Origin of the sequence: Nocardia sp. NPDC060259 (assembly GCF_042728775.1) — a bacterium.
Taxonomy (GTDB): Bacteria; Actinomycetota; Actinomycetes; order Mycobacteriales; family Mycobacteriaceae; genus Nocardia.
On the sequence record NZ_JBHXAY010000026.1, the window covers coordinates 22,031 to 37,149 of the forward strand.

Below are 15,119 nucleotides of genomic sequence, written 5' to 3' on the forward strand. Positions count from 1 at the left end.
CACAATCGGTGCGCGCACCGACGTCGAGCGCACTCTGCCGCTGAAATTTGTGCACATGGCACAATATCGTCGACAGTTTTTGTTCAACGGACGGAGCGCCACCCGTGGCGACATACGGATCACTGGTGTGGGTCGGTCAGGCGCTGGGTCCACAGACCGTATCGATCACCGACGACCTCATCCGGGTGACCGAGCAGATGATCCCGGTCACCGACATCGCCTTCGACCTCGCCGAGATGCGCGCCGCCAGCATCGCCGAGAACATCGCCCTCGTGCAGTACGTCCTGGCCAACAATATCGATCCGGCCACCGTCGCCCCACCCGCGGGCGCCGCGGCCTACGCCCAGCGCCTCGCCCGGCGCGGCGTACCGCTGACCGTGCTCCTGCGCGCCTACGGGCTGGGGCAATACCGGATGCTGGACGCGGCCATCGGACTGATCCTCGCCGTGCCGAGCACCGACCAGGCCGCCCGGATCGCGGAGCTGCTCCGATTCGCGGGCACCTACCTGGACCGCCTCAACTCCTCGATGGGCCGAATCTACGAGACCGAACGCGATCGCTGGCTCAGCAGCCGCCAAGCGGCCCGCCAGCAGTGGATCACCCGGCTCCTCGACGGCGACGACATCGACCTCCCCGCCGCCGAAGCAGCGCTGGGCTACCGCCTCGACCGACAGCACCTGGCGGCCGAGGTATGGACGCAGGCGGGCGCCGCCGGCGCGGACGCCGCGCGCGCGCTCGAGCTGACACGCCAGCTGATCGCCGCGACCCTCCCCGGCGGCGGCACCGACATGGTCGCGACCACCGGCGACCGCGACATGCGGGTGTGGGTTCCCGCCGAGGAGTTCTCGCTCGACCGGCTCACCGACCAGATCAAGGCCTCCGGCCTGCCCGTGCGCGTCGCCTTCGGATCCGTCGGCGGGGGAGTACCGGGATTCCGGCGCACGGCCCGCAGCGCGGCGCGGGCGAAGGCACTGGCCGTGGCCGCCGGGCAGTCCGCACCCGCCGTCATCGATTTCGACGCGGTCGCGCCCTTCGCGCTCCTGGCCGATGAGCCGGAGGAACTCGCCGATCTCGTCCACCGCGTCCTCGGACCGCTCGCGGTCGACAACGCCAAGACCGAACTACTGCGCCACACCCTGGAAGTGTTTCTCGCCGAAAGCGGCAGTTACTCACGCACCGCCCGGGTACTCCAGGTCCACCGCAACACCGTCCAATACCGCATCCAGCAACTCACCGGCCGGTACGGAATCGCTGTGGACACAGACAACTTCGAGCTCCGCTTCGCCCTCGGGGTGTGCCGCTGGTACCGCCACGTGCTCACCGCACCGATCTGAGTCCGCGCGGTTTGTGCCCGCCGCACAGACTCACAGCCGACGAAGCCCGCGCATGACCTGCAGGAAGGGAACCGACGCACCCAGGCCCGTCCGCAAGCTCGGATGCATGGGACTCAAATTCATGGCCACGGCGTACCGCACACCGTGATCGCGGCGCTCGGCCATCTGCTCCAGGATCTCGGCGGGCGTGCCGACGACGAAGACCTCGCGTACCAGCGACGGCGGCACCAGCTTCGCGTAGGCGAGCGCGGTTTCTTCGTCGATGGTCTGGGGGAGTATGTCCTGGAGACCACTGAACGTCGGGCCGAGTGGATGCTCGACGCCATGCCGCCGCCACATACCGGCCGGCGCGACCAGAGACATCGCTCGCGGCACCACGGCTCCCATCAACTCGTCGACTTCGGCCGGACTGCGGCCGACCAGCATCCAGAAGTAGGCAGCCGGAAGGATCGCCGACGGGTCACGGCCTGCATCCGACGCGGCGCTCCGCACGAGATCGAGCTTCTCCGCGTATTCCTTCGGCAGCTGCGGAAACGCGGGGCACCAGGCGTCGCCGTACTGTCCGGTGACCCGCAGCATCCGAGGCCCGTGCGCACCGATCCAGATCTCGGGCCGGGTGCCCTTGTACGGCGGAACGTCGAAGACCGCATCATGGAGAGGGAAGTACTCCGAGTCCCGGCTGACCGGTTCGCCGCCGGAATCCCACAGGCAGCGGATCGTGGCCACCGCTTCCACGAACCGGGCCACCGGCTTCGACCAGTCCACCCCGTACGGCTCGTTTCCCTCGCGCTCACCCGGACCGATCCCGAGAATCGCGCGCCCACGGCTCAACAGGTGCAGTGATGCCGCCGCCTGCGCGGTCACCGCCGGATTCCGACGGCCGGCGTCGGTGACCGCGACACCGAGCCGCTTGCGGGCGAGACGATTGCGAGCAGCGAGGTAGCCGAGCACCGTCCACGGCTCGTAAAAGGCGTTCGCCTTGTCCGCGAGCCGTGCACCGCCGACATACTTCGGCTGCCAGATCGAAGCGGGAAAGGCCGCGATCAGATGATCCGGCATCCACAGCGAGTCGCAACCCGCGGCAATCGCGAGCATCTGACTATTCCGCAGCAGAAAGTCGGGGAGGAAGCGCGGCACCATTCCAGGGTCCGCCAAACCTGTACGAAACCCATGAGTCATGCATTCATTGTGCGACGAAGTCGACCTGCTGGGGTAGAGGCATATCCGACCGTTACTTGACATAATGTGCATTATCGGCGTTTGAACGAAAGCGGTCAGGTGAGGTTTTCGGATGTTTTTGCAGTGCATGCCGTATTGCAGTGTGCGCCAATCACTGTCGCGTCGGCGCCGGAGCGTCCACGACCGTGTTGCGTGCGCGCGCGACCGTTCGTTCTCCGCTGACGCAGGCGCTTCGGCGATGTGACGACGAATTGAGCGATTTTCGACGCCGAGTCAATTGACGACCGCTCATGATGAATGTTCGAATCGGCCGATCTGGGGCCCGGAATGCACACGAATTGCGCCGAATCCGAGGAATCGGAGGCCCGGGCTCGACACTCCCCCTCCACTTCCCCAGCCCCACTAATTCGTCACAGTGACGAATTAGTGGGGCTGGGGAAGGAACTCAGGAGTAGTTGAATTCCTCGCCCTGGATCAGTGCGTCGCCGAACATGTGCGCGACCGCCAAGAGATCGTCGGCGATGCCTTGAAGGGTCTTCGCCGCCGCGCCGGTGCGGAGGATGCTCGCGCGCAGCAGTCGCCCGTCGGGCGAGGAATCGGCGAGGATGTCACGTATTGCGGCCAGTCCGGCAGAGCAGCCACTGGCGTTGGTGGCATGGCACAGCGCGGTCAAGGATCGTAGGTGTTCGGTCAACAGGATCGCGCCGACCGAGCCCGCCCATCGGTTGCGCTGACCGGCCACTGCGTTGCGTTGGACCGTGGGTGCCGGCACTCGTGCGCACTCTTCGAGCTCGGCGACTACTCGTCTGCCGACGGTTTCGACCGAGGCGATCGATGCGCCCGCGGCCACGAGGTAGTGGTCGAACTCGGCACGTGCTGTCGGATCCTCGCCGATCACGCCCTCGACCAGGGCGTCGAGACAACGCATCGACGCGGTCAATCGGTCGGCGACAGTGACGCACTGGCTGACCACTCCAAGTGCGTGCTGGTGCACGCGGTAGGGACGATTCTGCATTCGAGCATTGAATCATGTTGCGGCACAATCGATTACAAAACAGGCGAGTCGAGCTCTGTCGATCGTGTCGTGTATGGGATGCCGCGTCGTCGCCCCGCCGCCTGCGGGCAGTTTGCGGGGTCGTCGGTCGGCATCGGTCTGCGTCATCGCCTCCATGCCCGTCGCGTTACATGAGAGTTTGCTGAGACTTCGCGGAGGAGTTGGTGTGCTTCGTCACATGACTGCTACCTTGTTACTCGCGAGTACCGCGTAGCCGGATGGTTGGGCAAGCGCCCAGTATCCCTGATCAGGCGGGGTCTCGCGGAAGGACAGCGGTGTCCGTCCCAACCTAGGAGAAAGCTAATTCTTCACAGGCGTGTGGTTCACCTTCGACGTGCCTGTTTCAGGAGATCATCGTGTATGTCGATAGAAGTGTGCATCTCGCACCTCGAATATCGAGGATGGCTCGGGTAACGCCGAACCAGCTCGCCAGGTGACTCGGACGATGGTGGAGAGTCCCGGTTTGCGTGTGCCTCCGCAATACGGTCCGTTTCTGTCACCGCAGGATCTGCTGCGCGCGGTCAGTGGATCCACCGACAGTGATTGCCCGCTGGCGCAGTGGGCGGGAACGCTCGGATCGCTGTATCGGGCGTGGCTAGGTGACCCGTCGGCCGAGACGATTCGCCGGCAAGTCGCTGGGGTTGTCCACGAGATCGATGCGTGGATCGCCGCGCAGCTTCCCCGGCCGCGGGCGGGGACGCCCCGGGGAACCGATTCGGTGGGCGGGGTGATCGCGCGGGTCGCCGAAGCCTCGGCGTGCGCGCATTGGGCCCTGCATCATATGGAGGATGCCGTCCAGCGGCATCGAGCCTGGGATCACCTCGCGGAGATGCGCGAGGGATATGAGGACCTGGTGTTGCTCGCACTGGGTGGCTTGATCAGATTGCCTAAATCCTGGCCCGGAATCAGCTGGCTGGCCGGCGTTACGGGGAAGTAGCGCGCGACTGTTGACCTCGAGCAAAGTTGTGGTCGTAGCATCACCGCCATGACGGGTACGGCGACGGCAATCAGCGGCACCTGGCGGGAACTACTGGGCCCGAAATACCTCGCGGCCTCGACAGTGCTGGCCGGTGGCGTGGGACTGTACGCCACCAACGAATTTCTGACGATCAGCCTGCTGCCGAGCACCGTGGCCGAAATCGGCGGCCAGCGCCTCTACGCCTGGGTGACCACCGTGTACCTGGTCGCCTCCGTCATTGCCGCCACCACGGTGAGTGCGACGCTGGCCCGGCTGGGGGCCCGATGGTCGTATCTGGTGGGGCTGACCGTGTTCGGTCTCGGCACCTCGATGTGTGCGATGGCACCGACGATGGAGTTCCTGCTGGCGGGACGGACCGTCCAGGGCGCGGCAGGCGGCATGATCGCGGGCCTGGGCTATTCGGTGATCAACTCGGCTCTTCCGCAGACCTTGTGGACGAAAGCCTCAGCGCTCGTCTCGGCGATGTGGGGAGTCGGCACGCTGCTGGGCCCAGCGGCCGGCGGTTTGTTCGCGCAATCCAGTTCGTGGCGTTGGGCTTTCGGGGCACTGCTGATCCTGACCGGACTCATCGCGGCGCTGGTGCCGTTCGCTCTGCCTGCACGCACGGGCGAGCCACCGCGAAAACCGGACCGGATCCCGGTGTGGTCGCTGCTCCTGCTCGCCTCGGCCGCGTTGGCGATCAGCGTCGCGGCCCTCCCCCGCAATGTCGGCTGGACGGTGGCACTGCTCGTCGTCGGGGCAGGCTTTGTCGGCGCGTTCATCGCCGTCGATCGCCGGGCGACGGCAGCTGTGTTGCCACCTACCGCATTTCGGCCCGGCCCATTGAAGTGGGTCTATCTGACGCTCGGCATGCTCATGGCCGCCACCATGGTCGACATGTACGTGCCCTACTTCGGTCAGCGGCTCGCGCATCTCACGCCCGTGGCGGCGGGCTTCCTCGGAGTGGCACTGGCTGTCGGGTGGACGATGAGTGAGATCGTCAGTGCGTCGGTGACGGGCACGCGAGCGATCGTTCGGATCGTCGCCTTGGCACCACTGGTCATGGCGGTCGGTTTGATGTCGGCGGCGGTCGGCCAGGTCGACAACGCCTCGGCAGGGGTCGTTGCCGGCTGGGTGCTGGCACTGCTGCTCACCGGTGCCGGCATCGGTATGGCGTGGCCGCACCTTTCGGCGTGGGCGATGGGCGGTGTCGACGACCCCGGCGAAGGTGGCCGGGCCGCCGCGGCGATCAACACCGTTCAGCTGGTCTGCGGTGCCTTCGGCGCTGGCTTGGCCGGGGTGGTGGTGAACGCGACCGATACGGGCGGAGCAACCCCGGCACGATGGTTGTTCGCGACATTCGCGGTTCTCGCTGCGCTCGGCATGGTGGCGTCCATCAGGAGTGGCCGTCGAGCAGGTCGATCGGTCCCGTCGGCCGAGCTTGCTATCGGAGGGTGATCGACTGCAGGTCGTTGCCGATGATCACCTCGCCGGAGTATCCCTGCTGAGCCCAGCGGGTCCATTGCGCCGGATCGACCGTCGCGGTGGGGCCGAAGTCGGCGATGTGTGAAAGCACGAGTGTGGGGACGTCGGCGCCGGCGGCGATGGTGCCGACCTGCTGCACCGGGGTGTGTGACTCGCGCATGTGCGATTGTGCCGCGGGAGACAGGATTCCGCCCTCGGTGTTGATCGCCTCATGGACGAGCAGTTGTGAACCGCGGGCGAGTTGGACGAGGTTCTCGGAGTTGGTGGTATCTCCAGAGAAGGTGACCGCACCGTATTCGGTGTCGAACCGGAACGCGAACGAAGGAAATACCGGGCCGTGCGGGACCAGCGTCGCGGTGACCTGCACGTGGTCGTCGGTCATGACCGGGAACGGTGCGGTCGCCGGTGCCGTATCGGTGTAGCTGGCGCCGACCTCCGGCAGGGCGATCTCGTGGACGACCGCGATGGCCGAGGTGTCCTGCAAGCCGGTGTCACGCATGAGCACGTTGTTGCTGTAGGCGAACGCCTCGTTGCATCGGCGAGTCAGATCCGCCAGGCCAGGTGTCGGATCGCCCGGCGAGGCCACGGGTGGGTCTGCTCCGCCGAAAGCGGGTGGCAGCCCACCGGCGGATCCTGGCCCGTAGACCTGTACCGGCGCCGACACGCCGTCGGCTACCCGGACATCGGTGGAGCCGCCCAGCATGAAGAAGTTGTTGTAGTCGGCCACATGGTCGGCGTGCAGGTGGGTGATGAAGATGTTCTTCAAGGCGGCGAACTTCAATCCGGCGCGGTGGTACTGCCACACCGACGATTGGCCGCAGTCGACCAGATAGACCTGGCCGTCGACAACCAGAGCCGTGGATATTCCGGTCCGATCGCCCTGGACGTAGGGCCCGGCGCGGGTTCCGAGCAGGACGACACCCAGCTTCACCGGCGACGCCGGCGCGGGCGTCGCTGTGGCGCTGACCGGTGACGTCTTGTCCGCGTTGTTCGACGAACCACACGCTGCGACTGCGAACAGTGTGGCCGCCGAACCCATCCCAGCTATCGCCGATCGGCGAGTCAGACCTGGATGTCCTTGCCCGCTGTCTTGACCCTCGCAGGACATACACATGAACCGGTGTCCTTCCAGCGTGGAAGCACGAGGCACGAACGCTGCGGGCGAACCGCATCCCGGAAACATGCCTGATCACAGTACCGCCCGCGCCCCGGCGAACTCCAGATCCGCCAGCCCCCGAGGACTCAGGCGTAGATCTCGTCCACGTCGGCGGCATGCTTTTTCATGACAGCCGCCCGCTTGAGTGACATCTTCGGGGTCAGTTCGCCTGTCGCCTCGGACCAGTCCGCGGACAGGATGCGGATCTTCTTGATGGCCTCGGCGTGGGATACCAGTGTGTTGGTCTCCGCGACCACGGCGTCGATCTCCGCGACGAGGTCGGGGTTCTCGACGAGTTGCTCGATCGGGGTGTCGGCGGGCAGGTTGTGGCGTTGCTTCCATCCTGGAAGGGCTTCGGGGTCGAGGGTGATCAGGGCGCCGATGAAGGGGCGGCCGTCGCCGACCACCATCGCCTGGCCGATCAGTGGGTGTGCGCGCAGCGAGTCCTCGAGCGAGCCGGGTGAGACGTTCTTGCCGCCGGCGGTGACGAGGATTTCCTTCTTGCGGCCGGTGATGGTGAGGTAGCCGTCGCGGTCGATGGCGCCGAGGTCGCCGGTGCGGAACCAGCCGTCGGTGCAGGCGTCCGCGGTGGCGTCGGGGTTTCCCCAGTACTCGTGGAAAACGACGAGGCCGCGCAGCAGGAGTTCGCCGTCGTCGGCGATCTTGATGCCGTGGCCCTCGGTCGGGCGTCCCACGGTGCCGACCCTGGTGTTCTTCGGGGTGTTCACGGTGATCGCGGCGGTGGTCTCGGTGAGTCCGTAGCCCTCGTAGATGGGGATACCGACACCGCGGAAGAAGTGGCCGAGGCGCGCGCCGAGCGGTCCGCCACCGGATACCGCGCCCTCGCACTGTCCGCCGAGGGCCAGGCGCAGCTGGCGATACACGAGCTTGTCGAACAGGGCGTGTTCGAGTGTGCGCAGGAGTCCGGGGCCGCCGTTGTCGAGTGACTCGCTCCAGGCGATGGCCGTCTCGGTGGCTCGGTCGAAGATCCTGCCTTTGCCTGCGGCGTGTGCCTTCTGCTTCGCGCCGTTGAAGACCTTCTCGAAGACGCGCGGCACGGCGAGGATGAAGTTCGGGCGGAAGGCGCCGAACTGGTCGACGAGCGTGGACCAGTCGGAGCTGAACGCGACGACAACCTTGGCGTCGAGTGCGGCCAGCGTGACGGCACGGGCGAAGACATGCGCCAGCGGCAGGAACATCAGGGTCTTGTTGCCCTCGGTGACGAACTCCTCCAGGGCGATGCGGTCGGACTTCGACTCGGCATAGAGGTTCGCGTGCGAGAGCAGCACGCCCTTGGGCCGGCCGGTGGTGCCGGAGGTGTAGATCAGGGTCGCGGGTGCGGCGGCGCCGACCTGTGCGCGACGCGTGTGGACGGCGTGGTCGTCCAGATCGGCGCCGCGGGTGGTGAGTTCGGCGATGACGCCCTTGTCGATCTGCAGGATTTCGCGCAGCTCGGGTAGGGCGTCGGGGTCGATCTCGTCGATGACCCTGCGGTGCTTGTCGCTGTCGACCACCAGCAGCTGTGTCGCGGAGTCCTGCAGGATCCACTTGGCTTGCTCGGCGGCGGAGCTGTCGTAGATGGCGACGGTGCAGCCGCCTGCCGCCCAGATGGCGTGGTCGAGCACGACCCACTCATAGCGGGTGGGAGCCATGATGGCGATGCGGTCGCCGAGTTCGATGCCCGAGGCGATGAGGCCTTTCGCCACGGCGGTGACGGTCTGCGCGAACTCGGCGGCGGTGACGTCGGCGAGTTCGCCGCTGTCGGTCGCGACAGTGAACAGCACCGTGCCGGGCGCGTGCTCCGCGTGCCGGAACACGCTGTCGGAATTGTTCGCGTACTCCGGCACGGTGTAGGAAGCGGGGGCTTCGAACTCTCGCATGAGTGCCCTTCCTTGGATGATCGGTCGGTGGTGCCGCTACTGCGCGGTGGCCGGTTCCTGGCTGTGGTCGAGGCCGAGGCGATGCAGGCCGCGCAGGTCGTAGGTGTGGGTGGCGACAGCGCCGATGACCAGTCCGATCACCAGGCCGATGAGCGTCATCCAGAGTCCCTGGCTCATGCCCGCTTCGAGGTGGCCGTCGAAGAACAGGATGGCGCGCACGGCGAGATAGATCTGGTGCATGGGTTCGAAGGCGGCCAGATCGGCGATCCAGCGGGGCGTGGCCTCGAGCGGGATGGTGCCCGAGGACGACGGGATGCCGAGGACGACGAACACGATGAGGTTGATCATCAGGCCCGCGGTGCCGAAGGCGGCCATGACCGACAGTCCGGTGATGGCGATGGCGGTGATGGCCAGTGTGCCGTAGAGGAACAGCAGCAGCGGTCGCTCGATCGACATGTCGAGCAGGGCGCCGACGCCGAGGAACACCCCGGATGCCAATGGCGCGCTGATCGCGGCGATCCCCCACTTGATGAGCAGGGTGCGCCAGCGGCTGATCCGGGCCGGGGTGGTCGCCTTGTGCCATGGCCCGTATTCGGCGGGGATGAAGCCGAGGGAGCCGTCGACGAGGGAGTTGATCATCATCGCGCCGCTGAAGCCGACGATCAGCAGGACGAGGGTGTAGAAGAAGGCGGCCAGGCCCTGGCCGGTGCCTTCGGGCAGCGGATGGTACGGGGCGACGACGACGTCGATGGGCTTGGTGAGCTGCAGTTGCGCCGCTCCGCTGAGTGGGGTGGCGCCGATCGCGCCGTGTACCTGCTGGGAGAGCTGGGTGCCGACGGTGGTGTTGACCTGGGTCATGGCCTGGTCGGCGATGGTGTGCATGATCTGGGCGGCGAGGGTGCCTGCGCGGGGGTTGGTCAGCACGGAGATGATCGGCTGTTCGACGTCGCCGGGGACGATCGACGAGGCGCCGAGGATGGCGACGCGTTTGGTGAAGTCGCCGGGGATGACGATGGCGCCGTAGACCTCGCCGTTCTGCAGTTGGCGCTGGGCTTCGTTGATGCCGACTGTGCGCAGGTCGATCTTTTCAGCGGGGATGTTCTCGCTCAGTGCGGTGGTGATCTGTGCGCCGAGGTTGGCGGGTTTGCCTGCGAGGGTGTCGCCGACGTCCTGGTTGACGACGGCGATCGGGAAGTCGTGCAGGTGCTTCTCGGGGTCGGCGGTGTAGCCGAGGTACATGGTTCCCAGGAGCGCGGCCAGCACGGTGACCAGCGTGATCGGCGCCAACCACTCGCGGATCGGCATGCTGCTCTGCGGGCGCGTCGGCGCGGTGTTGTCAGTCATGGCACCGTTAATGTAGTCAGCGACTACAAAGTAGTCAATGCAAACATTCGCTGGCGTGTCGGATATCCTGCTAGCACCATGTCCCTGCACTCGCGCTATCACCACGGAGACCTCCGCGCCGCGTTGCTGCAGCACGCCGAGTCGGCGCTGCGCACAGTCGGCGCGGATGGCCTGTCGCTGCGTCAGCTGGCACGCGATACCGGTGTCAGTCACGCGGCTCCGAGCAGGCACTTCCGCGACAAGCAGGCACTGCTGGACGCGCTGGCCGTGACCGGACTGGAACGGCTCGGCGCGTGCTTCGAGCAGGCCGTGACAGACGAACCGATCACGGCGCGCCTGCAGACGTTCGCCCGTGCCTACCTGCGCTTCGCGGTCGACAATCCCGAGCTGCTCCCCCTGATGTTCGCGCGCAGGCACAGCTCGAGCGCCGCGGAGATCCAGGACGCCGCCGACCGTGCCTTCGCCGTGCCGATCGCGCTGATCGCCGAAGGTCAGGCCGCCGGTGAGATCGTTCCCGGCGACCCGAAACGTCTCGGCGTGACCGCTTTGGCGGCACTGCAGGGCTTGGCGACGTTCGTCGGTTCGGGCTACACCGCCGACTACGACTCCGAGGACCTGCTCGACGATCTGGTCAGGCACCTGACCCTGGGGCTACTCCCCCGACCCTGAGCGCCGCTGTCAGTTGGTCACCACATCCCTGCGCCGGAATCCGTACGCGCCCGCGACGCACAGGGCGAGCGCTACCAGGGTGGTGGCCAGCACCGGCGTCGGCGCGAATGCCACCGCGGGGACCAGGGGGATGTTGTCGAACGGTGAGATGCTCATCAGCCAGCTCGGGAATCTCAGCGTCGCGCCGAACATCAACACGACGAAACAGAAACCAAGGGCGATCCACGCACCCGAGGTGGCCGAGGGCAGGAATCCGAAGAGCGCCACCGTGATTCCGCCGAGCACCCACACCGCGGGCAGATAGGTCACCGATGCCCCGAGCAAGGGCAGCAGCTCGGACATGTCACCGGTGATCACGCCGTACATCAGCCCCATGCCGAGTCCGCCGAGCGCGAGTACCACCGCCGAACCCGCGAGCATGATGACGGTGTGCCCGGCCAGCCAGCGCAGCCGGGGCAGGCTCGTCGACAGCAGTGGTTCGGTGCGCCCGGCAGCCTCTTCCGCGCGCGGACGCAGACCTGCGGAGATCGTGTACCCGGAACCGATCAATGCCAGCAAGCCTGCCGACATGGCGTAGAAGGCATCGACCAGGCTGCCCATCTCCTGGCCGAGCAGTTCGCCCAGATCGACGTCACCGAGCAGAGAGCCCACGTCGTTGCCGATCGAGCCGAATGCCAGACCCGCGAGCAGCATGCCGATCGACCAGCCGATCAGGGAACCGCGTTGCAAGCGCCAGGCCAGCCCGAACGCACTGTGCATGGCGCTGCCCGCGCGGGCAGGCCCGGGTCGTGGCGGTAAGACACCGGCACCGAAGTCGCGGTGATCGAGCACTTGCCGCGCTGCCGCGCTCACCGCGACAGCGACGGCCAGCGACAGCAGTACCGGCCACCAGCTCTCCCCGTCGTAGGGTCGCATCGCCTGGCCCCAGCCCAGCGGCGACAGCCACGACAGCACCCCGTTGCCCACATCGCCGACCGCGCGCAGGACATAGGAGATCGCGATCGCCGCACCGGTGATGCCGTAGACAGCGCGGGTGCTTTCGGTGAGCTGGGCGGCCAGCAGCGCGATCGCCATGAACACCAGGCCCGCGCAGGTGGCGCCGACGCCGAGGGCGATGGATCCGGCGGCGGGCAACCCGTAGGAGATCAGGCTCAGTGCGATCGCGGCCCCGTAGATCAGGTCTGCCAGGACGGTGAGAACCGCCGCGGCGGTGAAGGCGGCGTGCCTGCCGACGACGCCGGAGCGAATGAGTTCGTCGCGGCCGGTCTCCTCGTTGGAGCGGGTGTGGCGGCCGATGAGGAACATGCTCATCAGTCCGGCCACGATCATGCCGAAGGCCGCGGACTGGAAGGCGACTTGGCCGCCGATGGTGTCGAGTACCCGCGGCGGGCCCGCCATGGCCACGATGGCGGCATTGCCCGCCATGCTGGCGGCGACCCGATCGAGGTCGGCCTGGGTCGGGTAGGCGAGGTCGACGCCGACGGCTTGGGAGTAGTAGAGGAAGGTACCGCCGAGGATCCAGCAGATCAGAGCGATCCGTTCGCGGCGCAGGAAGAAGCGGATCAGGGTGGTGGTGCCGGTCAGCGTTGTCATGATTCCGGTACCCCGGAGGCGGCGAGTTCGTCGCCGTAGTGCCGCAGGAACAGTTCCTCCAGGGTCGGTGGTCTGCTGGTCAGGGTTCGGATGCCGAAGCCGGTGAGATGGCTGATGGCCTGGTCGAGGTCGACGGTGTCGATCTGGAATCTGGCCCGGTTGCCTTCGACGACGAGATCGTGCACGCCCGGCAGTGCGTCGAGGCCGGTCGGTGGGCGGGTCGTCTCGCAGGTGATCGAGGTCCGGGTGAGGTGGCGCAGGTCGGCGAGGGTGCCGGATTCGATGGCTTTTCCGTGGCGGATGATGGTCACCCGGTCGCACAGTGCCTCGACCTGGGCGAGGATGTGGCTCGACAGCAGGACGGTGCGGCCTTGCTCTTTGACCTCGTCGATGCATTCCTGGAAGACCGCTTCCATCAGCGGGTCGAGCCCGGAGGTCGGTTCGTCGAGCATGAGCAGTTCGACATCGGAGGACAGTGCCGCTACCAGCGCCACCTTCTGCCGGTTGCCCTTGGAGTAGGTGCGGCCCTTCTTCGTCGGGTCCAGGTCGAATCGTTCGAGCAGTTCGGCGCGGCGTTTCTCGTCGAGGCCGCCGCGCAGGGTCCCCAGCAGGTCGATGACCTCGCCGCCGCTCAGGTTCGGCCACAGGTTCACATCACCGGGGACGTAGGCCAGGCGCCGGTGCAGCTCGGCGGTCTGCGCCCACGGGTCGCCCCCGAGCAGGGTGGCGGTGCCGCTGTCGGCGCGCAGCAGGCCGAGCAGTACCCGGATGGTGGTTGATTTGCCTGCTCCGTTGGGGCCGAGGAAGCCGTGCACCTCGCCGGTGGTGACCTGGAGGTCGAGCCCGTCCAGTGCGCGCGTTCGTCCGAACGTTTTGACCAGGTTCGAGATTTCGATTGCCGCAGCCATCCTGCCAGGGTAGTTCTCGCGAAGTCGGGGCAGCGGCGGATCGCGGTGCGTGCCTTGGCCTGCAGACGAAGCGCACCCCCGGATCCCGGGGGTGCGCCGTTGCGTCGGGGTGGTTCAGGCTGTCGGCCCGTGTTTGCCGGCGCCGACCGACTCCGCGGCGAACAGCAGCACGACCGCGGCGACGACCGCGATCAGGAAGCCCCAGAAGTTGAGTTCGGTGATCGATCCGACGCCGATGAGGCTGGCGATCACCCCGGCGATGAGCGCGGCCGCCATGCCGATCACCAACGTCATACCCATGCTGATGCTCTCTTTGCCTGGCTTGAGCAGACGTGCCAACACGCCGACCACCGCACCGATGATCAAGAACCCACAGATTTGAACAATCGCGTTGAACATCGCTGGAACCTCCTGTGCTGGCGAACCCGATTGCGATCGATCATTTCCCTCCGTCGGGTGTCGGTGCCAGCCCGGGCGGCCTCGTGTGGCCCAACCGTGTCCACACCGACGCCACATCACAACATCGCGCGCGGGGCCGTGTCCGCTAGTTGGTTCCGGCGAGGACGACCGGGCGGCCGTAGCGGGGTTGCGTTGGTCTGTTGCTGTGCGGGAACAGCGCGCGATACCGGTCGACATCGGCGATCGCGACGGGACTCGGGGTGCGCAGCACGATCCATTCCACGCCTTCGGTACACGGCGGTGTGGTCAGTGAACCCTGGTACCGGAACTGCGCGAGGTTGTCGGGCAGGAATGTGCGCGGGTCGGTATTGCTCAGTGTGCGGGTGGCGCCGACGCGGTCCGGTGATGCGGTGAGGACCTGGCTCAGCGGCGCTGTCGCGTCCTGGGCGCGAAGCTGGACCGCGAGGACGGCCAGTCGACCGGTCTGGTCGGTGTGCACGAGATGGAGTTCCATGGCGGTCTCTGCGCCGTCGACGGTGTGTTCGCTGGGCAGGTGGAAGTGGTACTGGGCCAAGGAGAACGGGGTGCCGTCGACGACGATCCGGTTGCCGGAGTCGGCGGGCACGGTGGCCTGGATGGTGTGGCCGTTGTTGGTCAGGGTGGCCGCGGGGATCGGCCGGTAGGCGATCTCGATGTTTCCGGCGGGGTGTGACTCGGTGGCGTCGGACAGGTCGATCGGCGACTGGGCGTGGCCATTTCGGCAGGTCGCGTAGTGCTTGTCGAGATCGGCCCAGTGATCGGGGCCGTCGGCGTCGTAGTCCCAGTGCGGAGTGATCGTGTCGGAGCCGCCGCAGCCGGCGACTGCGAGTAGTGCGAGGGCAGCGAGTGCGCCGCGGCGGGTCATGACGGATCGAACGGGACTGGGGGCATTGTGACGAACCGACACCGGTGCAGCTCCTTGCCAGGATTCTGCCGTCGGCCCGGATGGCTGACGTCGCCCGGGACGGCAGTGCGCGCACGTCGAAACCAGCCCATCGCCAACGGTGACTGGACATGTCCGATTTGCACCGAATATCCTTCTAGTGCAGTCTATTTCGGGTGCGCGTGGGGTATCAGGCTATGCCTGTGATCGCAGCGGATACCAGAGCCGATCGCCGCGA

Annotated in this window: 12 protein-coding genes and 1 pseudogene; 4 read left to right on the forward strand and 9 right to left on the reverse strand. The window is 66.8% G+C overall.

All coding sequences use genetic code 11. The annotated features are described in order from the left end of the window. The first annotated feature begins 104 nt into the window (after positions 1 to 104). A complete protein-coding gene (locus tag ACFWF2_RS13190) occupies positions 105 to 1,334 on the forward strand; it encodes a PucR family transcriptional regulator (RefSeq protein WP_379307671.1) in 1,230 nt (409 codons plus the stop codon). Positions 1,335 to 1,364: 30 nt separating this feature from the next. On the opposite strand, the gene ACFWF2_RS13195 is transcribed toward ACFWF2_RS13190, so the two are convergent. Beyond that, complete coding sequence (locus tag ACFWF2_RS13195) at positions 1,365 to 2,513, reverse strand: LLM class flavin-dependent oxidoreductase (protein WP_379307724.1); 1,149 nt, start codon at positions 2,511 to 2,513, stop codon at positions 1,365 to 1,367. Positions 2,514 to 2,958: 445 nt separating this feature from the next. Further along, positions 2,959 to 3,528 (reverse strand): hypothetical protein, encoded by a 570-nt coding sequence (locus ACFWF2_RS13200; RefSeq protein WP_379307673.1) that lies wholly within the window; start codon positions 3,526 to 3,528, stop codon positions 2,959 to 2,961. A 484-nt stretch (positions 3,529 to 4,012) separates the two neighbouring features. Here ACFWF2_RS13200 and ACFWF2_RS13205 point away from each other — a divergent pair, with 484 nt between their 5' ends. Together ACFWF2_RS13205 and ACFWF2_RS13210 are read left to right on the forward strand one after the other, a co-directional pair. Continuing rightward, on the forward strand, positions 4,013 to 4,504 hold the full coding sequence (locus ACFWF2_RS13205) for a hypothetical protein (RefSeq protein WP_379307675.1): 492 nt from the start codon (positions 4,013 to 4,015) through the stop codon (positions 4,502 to 4,504). A 48-nt stretch (positions 4,505 to 4,552) separates the two neighbouring features. Continuing rightward, positions 4,553 to 5,752: pseudogene (locus tag ACFWF2_RS13210) on the forward strand (MFS transporter); the annotation flags it as partial. Positions 5,753 to 5,969: 217 nt separating this feature from the next. Here the strand turns inward: ACFWF2_RS13210 and ACFWF2_RS13215 are convergent. The 3 genes from ACFWF2_RS13215 to ACFWF2_RS13225 form a co-directional block, all read right to left on the reverse strand. Beyond that, positions 5,970 to 7,049 (reverse strand): MBL fold metallo-hydrolase, encoded by a 1,080-nt coding sequence (locus tag ACFWF2_RS13215; protein ID WP_379307677.1) that lies wholly within the window; start codon positions 7,047 to 7,049, stop codon positions 5,970 to 5,972. A gap of 203 nt (positions 7,050 to 7,252) precedes the next feature. Further along, entirely contained in the window at positions 7,253 to 9,046 is a 1,794-nt protein-coding gene (locus ACFWF2_RS13220; RefSeq protein WP_379307679.1) for an AMP-dependent synthetase/ligase, read from the reverse strand. Between the two features lie 36 nt (positions 9,047 to 9,082). After that, the gene (locus ACFWF2_RS13225) at positions 9,083 to 10,390 is read right to left on the reverse strand and encodes a DUF3533 domain-containing protein (protein ID WP_379307681.1); all 1,308 of its coding nucleotides are present in this window, start codon (positions 10,388 to 10,390) and stop codon (positions 9,083 to 9,085) included. A 78-nt stretch (positions 10,391 to 10,468) separates the two neighbouring features. On the opposite strand from ACFWF2_RS13225, the gene ACFWF2_RS13230 reads away from it, so the two are divergent. Further along, positions 10,469 to 11,059, forward strand: coding sequence for a TetR/AcrR family transcriptional regulator (locus ACFWF2_RS13230; RefSeq protein ID WP_379307683.1), 591 nt, complete (start codon positions 10,469 to 10,471; stop codon positions 11,057 to 11,059). Between the two features lie 9 nt (positions 11,060 to 11,068). On the opposite strand, the gene ACFWF2_RS13235 is transcribed toward ACFWF2_RS13230, so the two are convergent. The 4 genes from ACFWF2_RS13235 to ACFWF2_RS13250 form a co-directional block, all read right to left on the reverse strand. Further along, entirely contained in the window at positions 11,069 to 12,652 is a 1,584-nt protein-coding gene (locus ACFWF2_RS13235; protein ID WP_379307685.1) for an ABC transporter permease, read from the reverse strand. Continuing rightward, a complete protein-coding gene (locus ACFWF2_RS13240; protein WP_379307686.1) occupies positions 12,649 to 13,560 on the reverse strand; it encodes an ATP-binding cassette domain-containing protein in 912 nt (303 codons plus the stop codon). Before ACFWF2_RS13240 ends, ACFWF2_RS13235 begins: the two co-directional genes overlap by 4 nt. A gap of 114 nt (positions 13,561 to 13,674) precedes the next feature. Further along, the gene (locus ACFWF2_RS13245; protein WP_379307688.1) at positions 13,675 to 13,959 is read right to left on the reverse strand and encodes a GlsB/YeaQ/YmgE family stress response membrane protein; all 285 of its coding nucleotides are present in this window, start codon (positions 13,957 to 13,959) and stop codon (positions 13,675 to 13,677) included. Positions 13,960 to 14,104: 145 nt separating this feature from the next. Continuing rightward, on the reverse strand, positions 14,105 to 14,905 hold the full coding sequence (locus tag ACFWF2_RS13250) for a carbonic anhydrase (RefSeq protein ID WP_379307690.1): 801 nt from the start codon (positions 14,903 to 14,905) through the stop codon (positions 14,105 to 14,107). Between the last annotated feature and the right edge of the window lie 214 nt (positions 14,906 to 15,119).

Coding starts and splice junctions, on each gene's coding strand:
- ACFWF2_RS13195 (WP_379307724.1), bottom strand. CDS start 2,513: ATGACTCATGGGTTTCGTACAGGTTTGGCGGACCCTGGAATGGTGCCG.
- ACFWF2_RS13200 (WP_379307673.1), bottom strand. CDS start 3,528: ATGCAGAATCGTCCCTACCGCGTGCACCAGCACGCACTTGGAGTGGTC.
- ACFWF2_RS13205 (WP_379307675.1), top strand. CDS start 4,013: ATGGTGGAGAGTCCCGGTTTGCGTGTGCCTCCGCAATACGGTCCGTTT.
- ACFWF2_RS13215 (WP_379307677.1), bottom strand. CDS start 7,049: ATGGGTTCGGCGGCCACACTGTTCGCAGTCGCAGCGTGTGGTTCGTCG.
- ACFWF2_RS13245 (WP_379307688.1), bottom strand. CDS start 13,959: ATGTTCAACGCGATTGTTCAAATCTGTGGGTTCTTGATCATCGGTGCG.
- ACFWF2_RS13230 (WP_379307683.1), top strand. CDS start 10,469: ATGTCCCTGCACTCGCGCTATCACCACGGAGACCTCCGCGCCGCGTTG.
- ACFWF2_RS13235 (WP_379307685.1), bottom strand. CDS start 12,652: ATGACAACGCTGACCGGCACCACCACCCTGATCCGCTTCTTCCTGCGC.
- ACFWF2_RS13220 (WP_379307679.1), bottom strand. CDS start 9,046: ATGCGAGAGTTCGAAGCCCCCGCTTCCTACACCGTGCCGGAGTACGCG.
- ACFWF2_RS13225 (WP_379307681.1), bottom strand. CDS start 10,390: ATGACTGACAACACCGCGCCGACGCGCCCGCAGAGCAGCATGCCGATC.
- ACFWF2_RS13240 (WP_379307686.1), bottom strand. CDS start 13,560: ATGGCTGCGGCAATCGAAATCTCGAACCTGGTCAAAACGTTCGGACGA.